Origin of the sequence: Mesorhizobium sp. M0968 (genome assembly GCF_040319065.1) — a bacterium.
Taxonomy (GTDB): Bacteria; Pseudomonadota; Alphaproteobacteria; order Rhizobiales; family Rhizobiaceae; genus Mesorhizobium.
Genome location: NZ_JAMYNL010000033.1, coordinates 1 through 14,171, shown reverse-complemented (window position 1 = coordinate 14,171; position 14,171 = coordinate 1). Strand labels below are relative to the sequence as shown.

At 60.2% G+C, this 14,171-nt stretch carries 16 protein-coding genes and 1 pseudogene; 11 read left to right on the top strand and 6 right to left on the bottom strand.

All coding sequences use genetic code 11. The annotated features are described in order from the left end of the window. Positions 1–290: 290 nt before the first annotated feature. The 4 genes from NKH67_RS29985 to NKH67_RS34235 all read left to right on the top strand — a co-directional run bounded on the left by NKH67_RS29985 (position 291) and on the right by NKH67_RS34235 (position 2,952). Entirely contained in the window at positions 291–755 is a 465-nt protein-coding gene (locus tag NKH67_RS29985; RefSeq protein WP_352474553.1) for a DUF2840 domain-containing protein, read from the top strand. Then, positions 752–1,312 carry a S26 family signal peptidase gene (locus NKH67_RS29980; RefSeq protein ID WP_352474555.1) on the top strand — a complete coding sequence of 187 codons (561 nt, stop codon included), beginning with the start codon at positions 752–754 and terminating at the stop codon, positions 1,310–1,312. The genes NKH67_RS29985 and NKH67_RS29980 overlap by 4 nt, the downstream gene beginning before the upstream one ends. Positions 1,313–1,347: 35 nt before the next feature. After that, positions 1,348–1,587 carry a DUF736 domain-containing protein gene (locus tag NKH67_RS29975; RefSeq protein WP_352474556.1) on the top strand — a complete coding sequence of 80 codons (240 nt, stop codon included), beginning with the start codon at positions 1,348–1,350 and terminating at the stop codon, positions 1,585–1,587. Positions 1,588–2,436: 849 nt separating this feature from the next. Further along, the gene (locus tag NKH67_RS34235; protein WP_502893832.1) at positions 2,437–2,952 is read left to right on the top strand and encodes a Y4oE-related protein; all 516 of its coding nucleotides are present in this window, start codon (positions 2,437–2,439) and stop codon (positions 2,950–2,952) included. On the opposite strand, the gene NKH67_RS29970 is transcribed toward NKH67_RS34235, so the two are convergent. The 6 genes and pseudogenes from NKH67_RS29970 to NKH67_RS29945 all read right to left on the bottom strand — a co-directional run bounded on the left by NKH67_RS29970 (position 2,927) and on the right by NKH67_RS29945 (position 6,905). Further along, the gene (locus NKH67_RS29970) at positions 2,927–3,178 is read right to left on the bottom strand and encodes a toxin-antitoxin system HicB family antitoxin (protein ID WP_353032469.1); all 252 of its coding nucleotides are present in this window, start codon (positions 3,176–3,178) and stop codon (positions 2,927–2,929) included. The genes NKH67_RS34235 and NKH67_RS29970 overlap by 26 nt on opposite strands. Continuing rightward, entirely contained in the window at positions 3,175–3,603 is a 429-nt protein-coding gene (locus NKH67_RS29965; RefSeq protein WP_352617492.1) for a putative toxin-antitoxin system toxin component, PIN family, read from the bottom strand. The genes NKH67_RS29970 and NKH67_RS29965 overlap by 4 nt, the downstream gene beginning before the upstream one ends. A gap of 488 nt (positions 3,604–4,091) precedes the next feature. Further along, complete coding sequence (locus NKH67_RS29960; RefSeq protein ID WP_352618550.1) at positions 4,092–4,487, bottom strand: hypothetical protein; 396 nt, start codon at positions 4,485–4,487, stop codon at positions 4,092–4,094. After that, on the bottom strand, positions 4,480–4,731 hold the full coding sequence (locus NKH67_RS29955) for a type II toxin-antitoxin system Phd/YefM family antitoxin (protein ID WP_352474563.1): 252 nt from the start codon (positions 4,729–4,731) through the stop codon (positions 4,480–4,482). Before NKH67_RS29955 ends, NKH67_RS29960 begins: the two co-directional genes overlap by 8 nt. Before the next feature lie 245 nt (positions 4,732–4,976). Beyond that, a pseudogene (locus NKH67_RS29950) lies at positions 4,977–5,228 on the bottom strand (Tn3 family transposase); the annotation flags it as partial. A 1,302-nt stretch (positions 5,229–6,530) separates the two neighbouring features. Beyond that, a complete protein-coding gene (locus NKH67_RS29945) occupies positions 6,531–6,905 on the bottom strand; it encodes a VanZ family protein (protein WP_352474564.1) in 375 nt (124 codons plus the stop codon). A gap of 562 nt (positions 6,906–7,467) precedes the next feature. On the opposite strand from NKH67_RS29945, the gene NKH67_RS29940 reads away from it, so the two are divergent. The 7 genes from NKH67_RS29940 (at position 7,468) to NKH67_RS29910 (ending at position 13,660) form a co-directional block, all read left to right on the top strand. Further along, positions 7,468–8,670, top strand: coding sequence for an ABC transporter substrate-binding protein (locus tag NKH67_RS29940; RefSeq protein WP_352474565.1), 1,203 nt, complete (start codon positions 7,468–7,470; stop codon positions 8,668–8,670). Between the two features lie 78 nt (positions 8,671–8,748). Continuing rightward, positions 8,749–9,615, top strand: coding sequence for a branched-chain amino acid ABC transporter permease (locus NKH67_RS29935; RefSeq protein ID WP_352474566.1), 867 nt, complete (start codon positions 8,749–8,751; stop codon positions 9,613–9,615). Between the two features lie 5 nt (positions 9,616–9,620). Beyond that, the gene (locus NKH67_RS29930) at positions 9,621–10,595 is read left to right on the top strand and encodes a branched-chain amino acid ABC transporter permease (protein ID WP_352474567.1); all 975 of its coding nucleotides are present in this window, start codon (positions 9,621–9,623) and stop codon (positions 10,593–10,595) included. A gap of 4 nt (positions 10,596–10,599) precedes the next feature. After that, entirely contained in the window at positions 10,600–11,379 is a 780-nt protein-coding gene (locus NKH67_RS29925; RefSeq protein ID WP_352474568.1) for an ABC transporter ATP-binding protein, read from the top strand. 2 nt (positions 11,380–11,381) lie between these two features. Next, positions 11,382–12,104 (top strand): ABC transporter ATP-binding protein, encoded by a 723-nt coding sequence (locus NKH67_RS29920; protein WP_352474571.1) that lies wholly within the window; start codon positions 11,382–11,384, stop codon positions 12,102–12,104. 8 nt (positions 12,105–12,112) lie between these two features. Then, positions 12,113–12,853: an aspartate/glutamate racemase family protein gene (locus NKH67_RS29915; protein ID WP_352474572.1), complete on the top strand. Its 741-nt coding sequence runs from the start codon at positions 12,113–12,115 to the stop codon at positions 12,851–12,853. A gap of 102 nt (positions 12,854–12,955) precedes the next feature. Further along, a complete protein-coding gene (locus NKH67_RS29910) occupies positions 12,956–13,660 on the top strand; it encodes a GntR family transcriptional regulator (protein WP_352474573.1) in 705 nt (234 codons plus the stop codon). The last annotated feature ends 511 nt before the right edge of the window (positions 13,661–14,171 follow it).

Genomic DNA, 14,171 nt, shown 5'->3' with positions numbered 1-14,171 from the left:
CGACAGCACGGGATTTCGGGAACCCATTCCTCGTCATTTCAGGAACCCAAACGCTGCTCAACCAGCGGACCCGAAAGCAGAATTCGAGCCTCTAACTTATCTAACTTTGAATCCTTCGGATTCTTTCTAACGGAACCCGCAATTCCGACCTCACGTGAACAGCCTTGGCGACGAGACGATCGGTTCGCATCAGGCAAACTCGAAATCCGGCCACAAGCCGGCAAGCAAGCGGCCTGGTCTCGACCGTCCGAAGCGGATACGAGCACTTACCTCCCGCTCGGGAGGGCGACATGAGCGACCACACCTATATCGAGCTGCTGTGGCTGAAGAAGCGAATTGAGAACTACATCCGCTTCGGCAAGACCGTCGAGAACAGGATCATCGACAAAAGCCGCCGCGTCGTTGCTTTCGCACCAGGGAGCATCTTCGCCTTCGTCCGCTGGACGGCGAATGATTTCGGCACGGTCGCCTCGCGCATCGACATTCTGCGCGCCGTCGGTTCGGGCAGGCGCCGCTCGACCGTTGCCTATGTCCGGCCAGGCGCCGACATTCTGCTGACCGTCATTGGATGGCCGAACGTCGAGCGAATGCTCCAGATCATCGACGCCATCGAAGCGCTTGGCATCGATCCAGTCGAGGTCTCGCCGGAATACTGGCGGCATGTCCATAGCCGGTTCGCCGCTCGTGAGAGTCCCAGGGCTTACACACGGCAGCGTCATGAAGCATGGCTTTTGCGTCGCAGGATCGAGCCATGACCGCGCGAGGCAAGATCGTCGTGGCAATGCTCGCCGGCGCGACGCTTAGCATCTTCCCGGCCTTGAGCAGACATGTTCCGTGGTTGATCTGGAATGCGTCGGCGAGTGTTGCGATTGGACTCTATCGCATCGAGCCTGGTAGCACGATCGGTATCGGCGATCTGGCCGTCGTCATGCCGCCAAATACGCTAGCGAACTTTCTCGCCGAGCGGCGATATCTGCCGCGCGGCGTGCCGCTCTTGAAGCATGTCCTGGCGCTTGGCGGTGAAACCGTTTGTCGTCGCGGGACTGCCATCAACTCGCGCGGCAACACCTATGGATACGCGCGAGAGCGCGACACCGAAGGCCGATGGCTGCCTATCTGGCAGGGCTGCCGTGTGCTCGCCGACGGCGAAGTGTTCCTCATGAACCGGGATAGCGCCGAGAGTTTTGACGGCCGCTATTTCGGTCCGCTTCCAGACACCGCCATCGTTGGTCGCGCGGTCCCCCTCTGGACCACCAACCGTATTTTTCCGGCACCGGATACTCCGGGCAAACCGGCTTCTGGCGAGCCGTGACGGCTCGTTTCTCCTCACCACGAAAGGACATCAGCATGACTCAGATCGGCACTTTTACCCGCAACGATGACGGCTTTTTCGGCAACATCTGCACGCTGACCATCGACGCCAAGCTCGCCATTCTACCCGCTGAGAAGTCGGACGCGGAAAATGCTCCGGAACACCGCATCTACTGCGACAGGCTCGCCGGGACCGAAACCTACCTGCGCGACAATTGCTGGGCGATGCTCGAAACATTCGTCGTCCAGGGCAAGCCGGATATCTCCGGGCTGTAACGCAATACTGTTTGTGGATTCAACCTTCACGGCCTGCGAACCTGAGCAGGTATTGGCAATGGTCGAACGTCAGAACCTATCCACAGCAAAAGCCTTCGCAATTGCACGGCGGCAGGGCTTGACGTGCCCCACGGCAGGGCATTGACGAGGAGTTGACGGATGGCGAACGTTGTTATCGTGGCGGGCGGCTGGCATGGAGGCTGTGAGATCACGCCTTTCGCGCGCAAGCTGCGTGAACTTGGACATGAAGTCGTTTCTGCAGCTATGCTGGACCGACGTAGCAGACCAAAGTGGATTGTCACAGCCTTCGGAGTCACCCAAGGCAGGCGCGCATCAATGTGGCGCATATCTAGCCCGGATATCTCACACAGTCTTTCGGCGCGAGGCTGGCGGCGGAGATTTGCCGGCGCTTGAGCTGCGGGCAAAGGATGTCGGCCGCTTGGAGCGGACACCGCCGCGCTCAAGGCCGAGTGCGAGGCTGGCGACCGGGCGAAGGATCTGCTGGAAGCGTTCTCAACGACGCCTGCCACGACTGTCGCCGGCGTGGCGGGCAAGCTTGAGGCCGTGTTGCCCGAGGGTAAGGCCTGGGGGGAATGCTCCGAGTTCCCCTGGCCGCAAATCCGCTCGGCGCTTAGCGATCTGCTGCGCATCGCCCGGCAGAACATGCCGGAACAGTTCTTTTCACGGCGAGCAGCGTCCTAAGATCCTGAGGCGGCGGGCTGGCTGCTGTTTCCGCGGCTGAAAAATGGAGGCGCGATATTAAGATCCCGTCCAACCCAACTTCCGGCTTCAGCCGAGAACCCCTCAGCTTGCAGTGAAGCGTCTGCCTCACGTCACCCTTCAACCGCCATGGAATTGCCAGCGCAGAGCCCTCTTGCGGCATCTCACCATCGGGCGGTGAGCGATCCCAATCTGTTGGATGCCTTCAACCGCGATGCCGCCGTGCAGAAACGGACCGTGCCTGAAGCTGCAGAGGCAGCGACTGCCCTGTGGGGAAAGACAGCCGCAACCGCAATCGCCTGGTGCGCGGTGTCGGCGTATTGCTACGGGCGGATACGGGAGTACCGGTTCTGGTTTCGGGTATTCGCCTATCTTTGCCGAAGTGGGAGCAGAGTCGGAGAAGGTTCGTCCAGGCTTTTCCCGATAGGGAAATCATGTTCGACGAGGGAACTGCCTGCTTGTCGAGAGAACGCCGGACCGAAGTCAGCCCGTCAAGGCCAGAGCCGCATCGCTGTGGCGCGTGCCGCGCCAGCCTTGACCGGAAGTTTCCGGCACGGCGGACGCTTGGGACGCAGGCAAACTCCGGTACGAGCGGTACCGCTCTACCCCTCGGGGTACATTACTCCGGCAATTCGTCGCCCTTGATCGGCGCCTTCCCTTTGCCGGCCCGTTTCAGGATATGCAGCGCCTTGGGAAGGTCGGCACGGGCGGCGCGTTCCTGAAAGTAACTTTCCGTGCGCAGCGCCGAAAGCTTTTCAGCGACTGCCACATTAATGAACTGGTTGAGCGGCACGCCTTCGCTCTCCGCCACCTTGCGCACCTCATCAAGAAGCGAGAGCTGAAGCCGCAGTGCGAAATTGCTTCTCCTCATGTCTTTCTCTCCAATCGTCTCAGCGCCTCACCCGGCGACAGGACCATGATACCGAAGCGCTCGGCCACCTTGCCGAAGTCGCGTAAGTTGAACGTCACTATAGCATCCGCCCGTCCGTTGACCGCCGCTTCCAGCACCATATCGTCGTTCGGGTCGCGAATGGCCGGTCGCCAGAGGAAGACAAGGCGAACCGGCTCGGCGACGGCCGCCACGGCATCTAGCAACGCATTCACATCCTCGGCCGACAGGCCGGAAGCCTCAAGGTGCTCAGGCCTTGTCATGACCGCCTGGTACTCGATCATCAACGGCACCGAAGCGATGAGCGTCAGCCGGCGTTCCAAAGCCGCCACCAACAGTTGGCGCGAGGCGCCAGCATCGCTTCGGATCGCCGCCACCATTGCTGCCGTGTCAAGAAGCAGTCTCATGCAGGCATATTGGATATCGCGTGCGATATTGCAAGGCGACCGACCTTTTTGGTAATTTGGCCTGGCTTCGGAATTCCAAATCGCAACGCGCAAGTATTTGCACGCCACACTACGACCGCGCGGCAACTGAACTTGTCTTGCTGATCATCACGCCGCTCAATGCCCTCGATCTACGCAGAAGAGCGGGCATGCCATGGTGGACGAGGCCAAACCTGGGAACGACAGCCATGAGTACAGGGCTGATATGTCGGCACGAGATATGGTTGAACGAGCCGTCCTGTCGATCGCCCGTTTGTTGGGTCGGCGGGCTGCTCGGGAGCATTTCGAGGAATTGCAGGCGGCCAACGACAACAATGTCCACCTCTTGAGAAAACACCGTCAGAAGGGGAGGGTGGGGCGCGAGGAGAGGGCGTAGGGGCGCCCCGCGCTCCGGTGCTGGCCCGTTCGATGCGGGTAAGGACCGGAGGCCCGCCAAGAAATCAGTCCGGCTATTTGCGAACGATGCCGCGCAATCGACGCTGCGCCGCCGTCTCTTTGATCACGCCAGCAATTTTGCGGACAAATGCGGGGCTGAACGCGCCGATCGGCGTCGTCGTCACCAGATCATAGGCTTCATCGACCGGCACCCGGTTAAATTCGTCCAGGATCAGCCATGACGGATAGTCGAGGCCGCCGCGGCGGCATTCGATTTCGCTGATGGCGAGATGCGGGCGCGACCGGTCGGGTTTTTGCGAAGTCAGCGGAAAGAGAAACAAGGCTGCGGGCGTTGCTAGCGTCCGGACAACGATGCAAACCGGCCTCGCCTTGCGTCCGGATTCCTCGCCGGCGTCTGCTTCCCGCGCCCATAGGTAATAATATCGGAGCAGATCGCCAGCTTTAAGCATCGGGCGTGTCGCCGGAAATTATGGCATCCAGTCCTGTCATGAGTTCATTGTGGACATCATCCGGTGCGTCCTCGATCGTATAGGCGACCGAATGCGGCTGGCCGACGAGCTGGTGGTACTGAGCAGCGGACAGGATGACGAGCTTTTCCTTCCCGCGCTTGGTCAGGGCCACCGGCTCGATCAATGCCGTTTCGAGGATTTCGCCTGACACGCGATTCATGTCGGAGAATGTGAATTGCTTCATCGCCGTACTTCCTTTTAAAGTACCTATAATAGGTAATTCACGTAAGAAAAGCAAGAATGGTGGCGCCCACGCGCCACCTTTCCTATCAGCATCGACCCGCTCGAAAGAGCGGCATTGTCCGTTCATTGCTGAGTGCGGCGCGGTTGGTCTGGAACGTGTGGCCGTCCCAATCCTTCCATGCCTCCCAGCCTGGGGTCGGAGCAAGAACAGTTCCCAGCGACACGAGGTTGAACGGAGCATGAACGTCATGCGGCGTGGCGTAACCGAGCCGGAAGTCTGAGCGACCGGAAGCTTTCACGCATCTGATGTTCTGTATCCCAGGTATAGATGCCGGTCAGATTGATGTGTTCCCAGCTCAGCGGCGAGACGTGCTTGAGCGGATGATCCGGGATCTCGCGGTGCATTTTGCGCAAGTGGGTGACGGCCCGTTCGATATAGACCGTATTCCAATGCACGATTGCGCTAACGATGAGGTTGAGGCCGGAGGCGCGGAACGCCGCCGTCGCCGCGCCGGTCGCGCCAGCCATCGATCGTATCGGAGCGGCTGACCGCCGTGACGTGCGCTGGCAGCGATGTAGATGAGCCTCAGGACCGATTAACCATAGACACAACTTCTGCTATTGCCGAACAAGCGGATATTCCTCCGGAAGCTCATCATCCATGGCTATCGTTCAGTGCACGGCAGCCGGGGCTATAATACCTGCAGCGCATGGCCGAATCTGCTCGCGTTCGCCCTATTTCACGGCTTTCACTTCCACGCGCCGGTTGAGAGCGCGCCCCGAATCCGTGGCATTGTCAGCGATCGGCTCCATTAGCCCGCGGCCGTTATCACTATAAACGAGGTTGACAAAACAGATGGCTACACCGGGCTCAACGAGGCTATGTTGGGTCCCGCGGGCATGGTGGCTGATCAGGTACGCCATAGCTGCGAGTAAATGCGGCACCGCGGGCTCGGCCCGACCGGTGCAGGCCGATATTCCCAAAAACCTGCGTATGAGTTACTCGGTCTTTCCACTTCCGCGCTGCTAACCACGATGAATTTCGCGGCCGCCCTGTCGTACTGCGCGCCAGATGACGAACCTTGTCGGCAATCTACCGATTTTCCGATTCTTATTCTATTCGGAGTTCTGGTTGTGATGGCGATGGTCTCCAAAGTCATCACATGTTTCCGGCAGAAACAGGGGCGAAAATAACGGAGTGGGCGGCTGCGCATAACGGGCGGCGCGCTATAAACTTGGAGCCAATGTTTAATCACTGGGCTGCCTATGCAGCGTTTGAGGGCAACTGTGAAGCGGCTTTTTATCGCGGTTCTGGTCGCATCTGCGGTTCTTAGTTCTCAGGCTAGGTCCGCAGTCGATCCAATGATCAAGGCCGAACAGAGCGCGCTAATCAGATGTAATTTGGGGTGGGCCGCAAAACTAGCGGTCCAGCCTGGCGCCCCGAGTACCTTAGCAAGAAAAGCGCAGCAATTGTGCGCGGGAGAAGACGCAACGTACGACCGCGTGGTGCGATTGTCCCTTCGTTACAAGGTGATCGCCGACAGATACATGCGCAAAATACATGCCTCTCAATTGAGGTCTAATGCAGCGATGATTGTTAAAGTCCGCGCTCTGATGAAAAAGAGAAGGCCATAACTCCCCTCGGCTGCTACGCGCAGATCGGCTTGCGGATGATAGTCTCAGTGATCGCTGCGGCCTTACTCAATGCTCTCTGAAGTCCTGCAGCGAAGCGTGACGTAAATCCTCTTCGCCGCGCATATGCTTCACGCGGCCGATTAGCCCAGCTTGACGGGTCGTGACCTAGGAGAATCCGCTGACTAATTTCTTTGTCCAGCTTGCAATTGCGAGCCCGCAAGCGACGCCGACACAATCGGCAAACCAGTCGAACATATCCATGTCGCGGCCTATCATTTGCATGCCCTGGAGGATCTCGATCGCGGCGCCGGTAAGAGCAAGAAAAATGGTCAGTCTTGCCCTGTGCTCTGGCCAACTGAGACTGCCGATAGCCGTCAATACGACGAAAGCTGCGGCGTGATTGAGCTTGTCATCATGAGAGGTGAAGCCGAAGCCAAAATTCTGCAAAAGCCACTCCGGTGAGAGTGCGAGCACGAGGACACCGGCCAGTGTGACCAGAAAAGCAGTCCTTGCTGCGATGGGAAAAGATCTTGCACGCAAAAAAATGGGATCACTCCTTTTCCGACGTTACAGGCCGGTACTTCGAACATAGCCGTCCGCACGTAGCGGCACATCGGAACAGAGTCCACTGCCGCGGGAGGGCTAGGCAAAAGCCATTAGCTGGCGTTCCGCGTTCAATGCGGCAGGATCAGGGCGGGCGCCAACTACCCGAGAGCTGAGCCGGTCATGCTCCAGCATTTTCGGCACGCGCCGTCTGCACCATTTGCGAAGTTCGTCGCGGGAGCCCGAGAGCTGCTCTCGTTGGCGACCAGGTGGGCATCATCGGCGGAATGAACTCGGGACGGCCGGCGCCGGTACTACAATTTTACGCATTCAGTCAATACTAGGCACAAACTTATATTAGCCAGAGCGAACGGAACCTGATTCTGGAAGGGAAGCCGCGATGCTGCGGACCGCGTCCTTCATCTACGACCGCACAAGATTGTCAACAATCTGTAAAAGTTTTGTTGACAGATAATAGATTTGAGCCCTCACTCACAAAACTCCGCGTATCGGTCGAGTTCTGTCGCAACAATGCGCGGCCTCCAAAGGGGAAAGAACAATGATCAATAGACGTTCAATAATCACATTCGCCGCGCTCGGCACCGTCTCTGCGCTGGCAATCATGGCCGGCGGCACAATCACGGTGCACGCCGCCAACAAGGAACTCAAGATCGGCTTTGTCGGCGTGACGAGTGGCGCGGCCGCTGCGTGGGGCACATCCAACGTCCGCTCGATGCAGACGCGCGCCGCCTGGATCAACGAAACCGGCGGTGTGAAGATTGGTGACGAGACCTATGACATCAAAATCGTCACCTTCGACGATCAGAAGGACCCCAAGCGGGCGATCGCCGGCATGGAGAAGATGGCGCAGGAGGGCATCCACTATGTCGTCGGTCCGAATGTTGACGATGGCGCGGCGGCGGTGCGTCCCGTGGCAGAATCCAAGGGCATCATCTATTTTCCCTACGCATTCCCGAAGGAACTCTACACCCCACCGGCGTCCAACGCTGTGCTCGGCATGATCGCAAACTACCAGTCAGCTCCGGCGATCTACAAATATCTCATGGAAAACAGGGGCGTAAGAAAAGTTGCCTTTGTCGCCGCCAACGAATCCGATCCGCTGAGCCAGCGGGATGGCGGTGTTGCCGCGGCAAAGGCGCTCGGACTTGAGGTTGTGGCTGCCACGGACGTCTACCAAAACGATACCCGCGATTTCACACCGGTACTGACGCCGATCGTTCTGCAAAAACCGGACCTGCTGGTGCTTTCGGGTGTCGCGCCCGGCAATGCGCCGCTGCTGATCCGCGCCGCGCGCGAGCTCGGCTACGAAGGTCTGATCTCCACCGAAACGGCGCAGGATGCCAAGGTGCTGGAAGAGGGCGCGGGTGAGTTGGCCAACGGCTTCATCTCAGTTGGCGGCGCATCGACGCCCGAAATCGCGTCCGACATGATGAAGGAGTTCGTCGACCGCTATACGAAAATGTTCGGTGAATACAATGACGAATCCAACACCAAGGTCTACGCGCTCGAATACATCATCGAGACGCTGAAGGCGAACCCGGCCGCGATCGACAATGTCGAGGAGTTCAAGAAGACGATCGACACTTTCTCGGCGCCCAACCCCTATCTGAAGGGCGATGCCAAGCTGACCTATGTCGGAATGACGTCGTTTGGCCAGAAGCGCCAGCTTTCGGTCCCGATGGTGGTCACGGAATACCGCGACGGCAAGTTCGAGACGCTCTTCGTCGCTCAAGTCGATTGACGCAACTGCACTGAAGCGGATTGCCGCAGAGGCTCGTGCATTCGTCTTGAGCCTCTGAATGGCCGGGGAACCATCCTGATGGAACAGGTCATCGCCAACGGGCTCTATCTTGGCGCGCAATACGCCTTGATCGCGCTCGGTCTGACCCTGATCTTCGCGTTGATGAACGTGCTTAACTTTGCCCATGGGCAGATGTACGTTCTCGGCGGCTTCATCACCTACACCGTCTATGGCCAGCTCGGCATGCCTTTCGTCGTCGCGCTCGTTGCGTCCGGGATCACGCTGCTGGTTATTGGAGCGCTGGTCGAGAAATTCCTTTTCAGAACGGTGATCAAGCGAAGCGTGCGGGAGGAGAGTACGATGCTTCTCGCGGCGGCGGTCGCATTCTTCCTCGACGCCGTGATCCTCCTCCTGTTCGGTGAAAAGCAGCGCGGCGTGCCGAAGATCGTCAAAGGCGTCTTCGTCTCCGACAGCCTCATAATGCCTTACGACCGGCTGCTGGTCGGCGCACTCGCCATACTGTTCATCGCCTCCTTCGTGCTTTTCATGCAGTACAGCAAGCCGGGACGCGCCATGCGGGCGCTGGCGCAGGACCGGGTCGCGGCGCAGCTTATGGGCGTCGAGGTCGACCGCTATTCGATGATCGGCTTTGCGCTCGGCGCCATGCTTGCCGGCATCGTCGGCGGGCTGCTGGTCGCCATCACCGGCGTCAACTCGGGCATCGGCGGGCCGATCTCGATCAAAGCGTTCTTGATGGTGATGATCGGCGGGGCCGGCGTGGTCAGCGGAGCGATCGCCGGCGGCTTCATCCTCGGCATGATGGAATCAGTCGGCCTGACGGTGCTACGCCAATATGGCGACGTCACTTATCTCGTCATCTTCGCCGCGCTGATGGTGTTCCTGAGCATCCGCCCGAACGGGCTCATGGGCAAGCCGTGGGGGTGATCGACATGAAGCGTACACGCAACATCCTCGGCGTCGCTGTCTTCCTGCTGGTCGTACTCATCGGCGTGCCCTGGCTGATCGAGGCGACCGGTCGGCTCGACCTCTACTACACGCTGACTTCGGTCGCGCTGCTCAGCATCGCCAGCGCCGGGGTGTGGGTGACTTTCTACATCGGCCGCATCAATATCGGCCAGGGCGCCTTCGCGCTTATGGGCGGCTATGTTTCGGCCATCCTTGTCGTCCAGTATGGTGTGTCGTTCTGGCTGACACTGCCGCTGGCTGGGCTGTTCTGCGCCGCTGCAAGCGTGCTGATCGGGCTGCCCATCCTCAGGCTTCGCGGCGTCTATTTCGCCATGGTCACGCTGGTTTTGACCGAAGTGGCGCGGCTGCTCGCGCTGGCACTGCCGATCACCAACGGAGCCAAGGGCATGGTCAGCATTCCGCTCCCCGGCAGCATCTCGATCTTCGGGCTGACCATCCTTCCGGATTTCGCGACGCTCGCCAATCCGCGTCCCGCCTTCTATCTCGTCTCGGTTGCGCTGATGGTGCTGTGCTTTGCCGGGCTTTACCGCCTTGTCCATTCGCGCATCGGCAAACTCTGCCAGTCGTTGCAGCAGAACGAGGAACTGGCCTCCTCGATCGGCGTCAACATCGCCTATTTGCGCGTTATCGCCTATGCCATCTCCTCATTCCTCGGCGGTCTCGGCGGTGCGATGTTCGTCGCCATCTCGCAATCGATCTATCCGTCGAGCTTCACCGTCACCGACTCGGTGAACTTCATGCTGAACTGCTTCCTCGGCGGGCTCGGCCACGTCTTCGGGCCGATGATCGGCACCTTCGTGCTCTATTTCGGCTGGGATTTCCTGTTCGAGACCGGCGAGTTCCAGTTGCTGATCTTCTCTTCGGTGCTGATCGCGCTAATGCTGTTCCTTCCCAACGGCCTGCTCAGCCTCAGGCTGTTCGGCAAGAAGCAGGGCTAGGACCATGACTGAGCTTCTCCAGATCAAGGCAGTGACCAAACGCTTCGGCGGGCTGGTCGCGGTCAACAATGTTTCCTTCGCGGTCCGCGAACGCGAGATCCTTTCCGTCATCGGCCCCAACGGCGCCGGCAAGTCGACGCTGTTCAAGCTGATTTCCTCTTTCCTCAATCCGACCTCGGGCGAAGTGCTGTTCCGGGGAGAGCGGATTTCAGGCCTGGCGCCGCATATCGTCGCCCGGAAGGGCGTGGTGCGCACGTTCCAGGAGACGACGATCTTCAAGGGCATGACGGTGCGCGACAATGTCATAATCGCGCATCACCTGCGTTCCAATGCCAGCCTTGCCGGCTTCTATCTCGGCACGAATACCGCACGGCGCGACGAGGATGAATTCGGCCGCTCGGCCGACGAGATCATCGACTTCCTCGGTCTCGGCGCGCAACGGCATGAGATCGCCAGCACGCTGCCGCACGGCCATCTACGCGCGCTCGGGATTGCCATCGGGCTCGCCACGAACCCGACCGTGCTTCTGCTCGACGAGCCCTTCGCCGGCATGAACCATGACGAAACCGTGCGCGCGGTGGAGATGGTGCGCGGCGTGCGGAAGCGCGGCGTGACGGTCCTGCTGGTCGAGCACGATATGCCCGCCGTCATGAACATTTCCGACCGCATCGTCGTCCTGAACTTCGGTGTGAAAATCGCCGAGGGAACGCCGAAGGAAATCCAGGAGAACGAAAAGGTCATCGAGGCCTATCTCGGCGCCGAAGATGAGACGATCGGATTTTAGCCATGAGCGAACTGCTGAAAGTCTCCGACGTCGAACTCTACTACGACCATGTCTATGCACTGAAGGGTGTATCGCTGAGCGTCAACGGGGGCGAGACGGTAGCGCTGATCGGCGCGAACGGCGCGGGCAAATCTTCGATCCTGCGCGCCATCACCGGCCTGAAGAAGGTCCGCAGCGGCGAGATTCATTTCCAGGGCCACCGCATCGACGGAACGCGCCCGGACGAGCTGGTCAGGATGGGCATCGCCATGGTACCTGAGGGTCGGCGCGTCTTTTCCTACATGACGGTGCGCGACAATCTGATGATGGGGGCCTTCACCCGCACCGACAAGGCCGAAATCGCAAGGACGCTGGACATGGTGCTCGGGCGCTTCCCGCGCCTGAAGGAACGCTATTCCCAGACGGCGGGTACGATGAGCGGCGGCGAACAGCAGATGCTGGTGATCGGGCGGGCGCTGATGGCCAAACCGAAGCTTCTGCTGCTCGATGAACCCTCGCTCGGCGTCGCGCCGAAGCTCGTTCAGGACATCGCCCGCTCGATCGTCGCGATCAACCGCGACGAAAAGGTCAGCGTGCTGCTGGTCGAGCAGAATTCGCGCATGGCGCTGCGCATCTCGCAGCGTGCCTACGCACTGACGACCGGAAAGATCGCGCTGGCCGGACATTCGGCTGAGCTGCTTGGCGACGACCGGGTCAAGAAACTCTATCTCGGCGGCGAAATATGAAAGCGCAAATGGACGTACTCGTCGTCAATCCCAACACCACCGCGTCGATGACCGAAAAGATCGGCGAGGCGGCGCGCCGCGCGGCTTCGGCCGGCACCAGGATCATCGCCGTCAATCCGAAGGACGGGCCGCCGAGCGTCGAAGGCTATTTCGACGAGGTCTTCGCCATCCCGGGAATGATCGGCGAGATCCAAAAACATCCGGCGGCGAGCGCCTGCGTCATCGCCTGCTTCGACGACACCGGCCTCGACGCAGTACGCTGCCTCGGCGAGATGCCGGTGGTCGGTATCGGCGAAGCGGCGTTTCACATGGCGAGCCTGATTGCCGGCAAGTTCAGCGTGGTGACGACACTGTCGCGTTCGGTGCCGGCGATCGAGCACAATCTGGTGCGGTACGGCCTCGCCAGCCGCTGCGCCAGGGTGCGGGCCAGCGACGTTCCCGTTCTGGAGCTCGAAGTGCCCGGCTCCAACGCCCGCCATCGAATTTCGGAGGAGATCGAGCGCGCCATCCGCGACGACCGGGCCGAAGCGATTGTGCTGGGATGCGCCGGCATGGCCGACCTCGCCGCCGCGCTCAGCCGCGAACATAGGCTTCCCGTGCTCGACGGCGTCGCCTGCGCAGTAAAACTCTGTGAGAGCCTCGTCGGCCTTGGCCTGTCGACCTCAAAGCGCGGCGGCTACCAGGTTCCACTCGAAAAATCCTTCGCCGGAATCTTTGCGTCCTTTTCGCCCTCCGGCCGTGTATCCTGATGCGTGCAAAATTGTTGACATTCCCACACAGGATGTTCGATGTCCGGCCGGAAACGCGGTGTTCGCGCCGCTAAGCGATCCGGCCGCCGGGACAATGAGACGATGGACCTGCTTGGGCCAAAGCCACGGGATGGCGACAAGCCGACGATGCGCTGGTTTCCGGTCTATGCCGGCCTGCGCGACGCCATCGTCAGCCACCGCCTCGCACCGGGCACAAAACTACCCGAGGACGAACTCGCCTCGATCTATTCGGTGAGCCGCGCGGTGATACGCGCGGCGCTGCAGGCGCTGTCGCATGACCGCTTGGCTCGGCTCGAGCCGAACCGCGGCGCGTTCGTCGCCCAGCCGACCAAGCAGGAAGCGCGCGAGGTGTTCGAAGCGCGGGCGCTGATCGAGCCCAAGGTCGCCGCGCTTGCCGCCGAAGTGGCAAAGCCGGCCGAGATCGCGCAACTGCGGCTTCATCTCGAAAAAGAGCACGAGGCCCTGCATGCCGGCCGCGACAGCGACGCCATCATGCTGTCGGCAAAATTCCATGTCGGCATCGCCCAAATCGCCGGCCATTCTATCCTGACCGGTTTCGTCAAAGACCTGCTGTCGCGGTCGTCGCTGATCATCGCGCTCTACTGGCGCCGCCGCGACACCACCTGCGAAAGCCACGCCCATCACGCCCTCGTCGATGCCATCGAAAAGCACGACGCACAAAACGCGTCCGACCTGATGCAAAGCCACCTCGTCGAACTTCTGTCGGGCCTTGATCTGTCGCTTGGCGAGAAGAAGCCCGAGAGCCTGTCGGACATCTTGCGCTGATCTGCGCTGTCAAACTCTTCGCCAAGCTTCGCATTGCATATGTCGTCGCGATGCTGGACGAATATCGGATCACCCGCAACCGACACCGGCCAACGAAGCTCGCGCGTAAGTGGCTCTCAAAGCTGGTAAAGCCGAAGTGCCATACTGGATCGCCCCCGATCGGGCGCTCACGGCGACGCCAGGATGCACGTCACCCCGCTATCCTGACCTGGCGCCTACCTCTGAAACGTCCCAATGCGACGTTTCTACTTGCCAGTAACGCGACGTTCGAACTTGGTTGCAACATGATCCCAGGTTGATTGGCGATCCTGCCCCCCGTCCACCCGGTTCCGAAACGGCACCATGCGCCATCTCGGGACGTTTCGCCAATGCGGCGGGGAACTTCGCGATCCGACTGATAGTGTTGAAAAAGTCCGGGTTGCTGCAGCATGAGCGTGGGATCGAGCCGCATATCCCGGTCTTCGACAAGTCTAGGCGCAAGGATGGCACCTTCTCGCGCGACGACTTCACC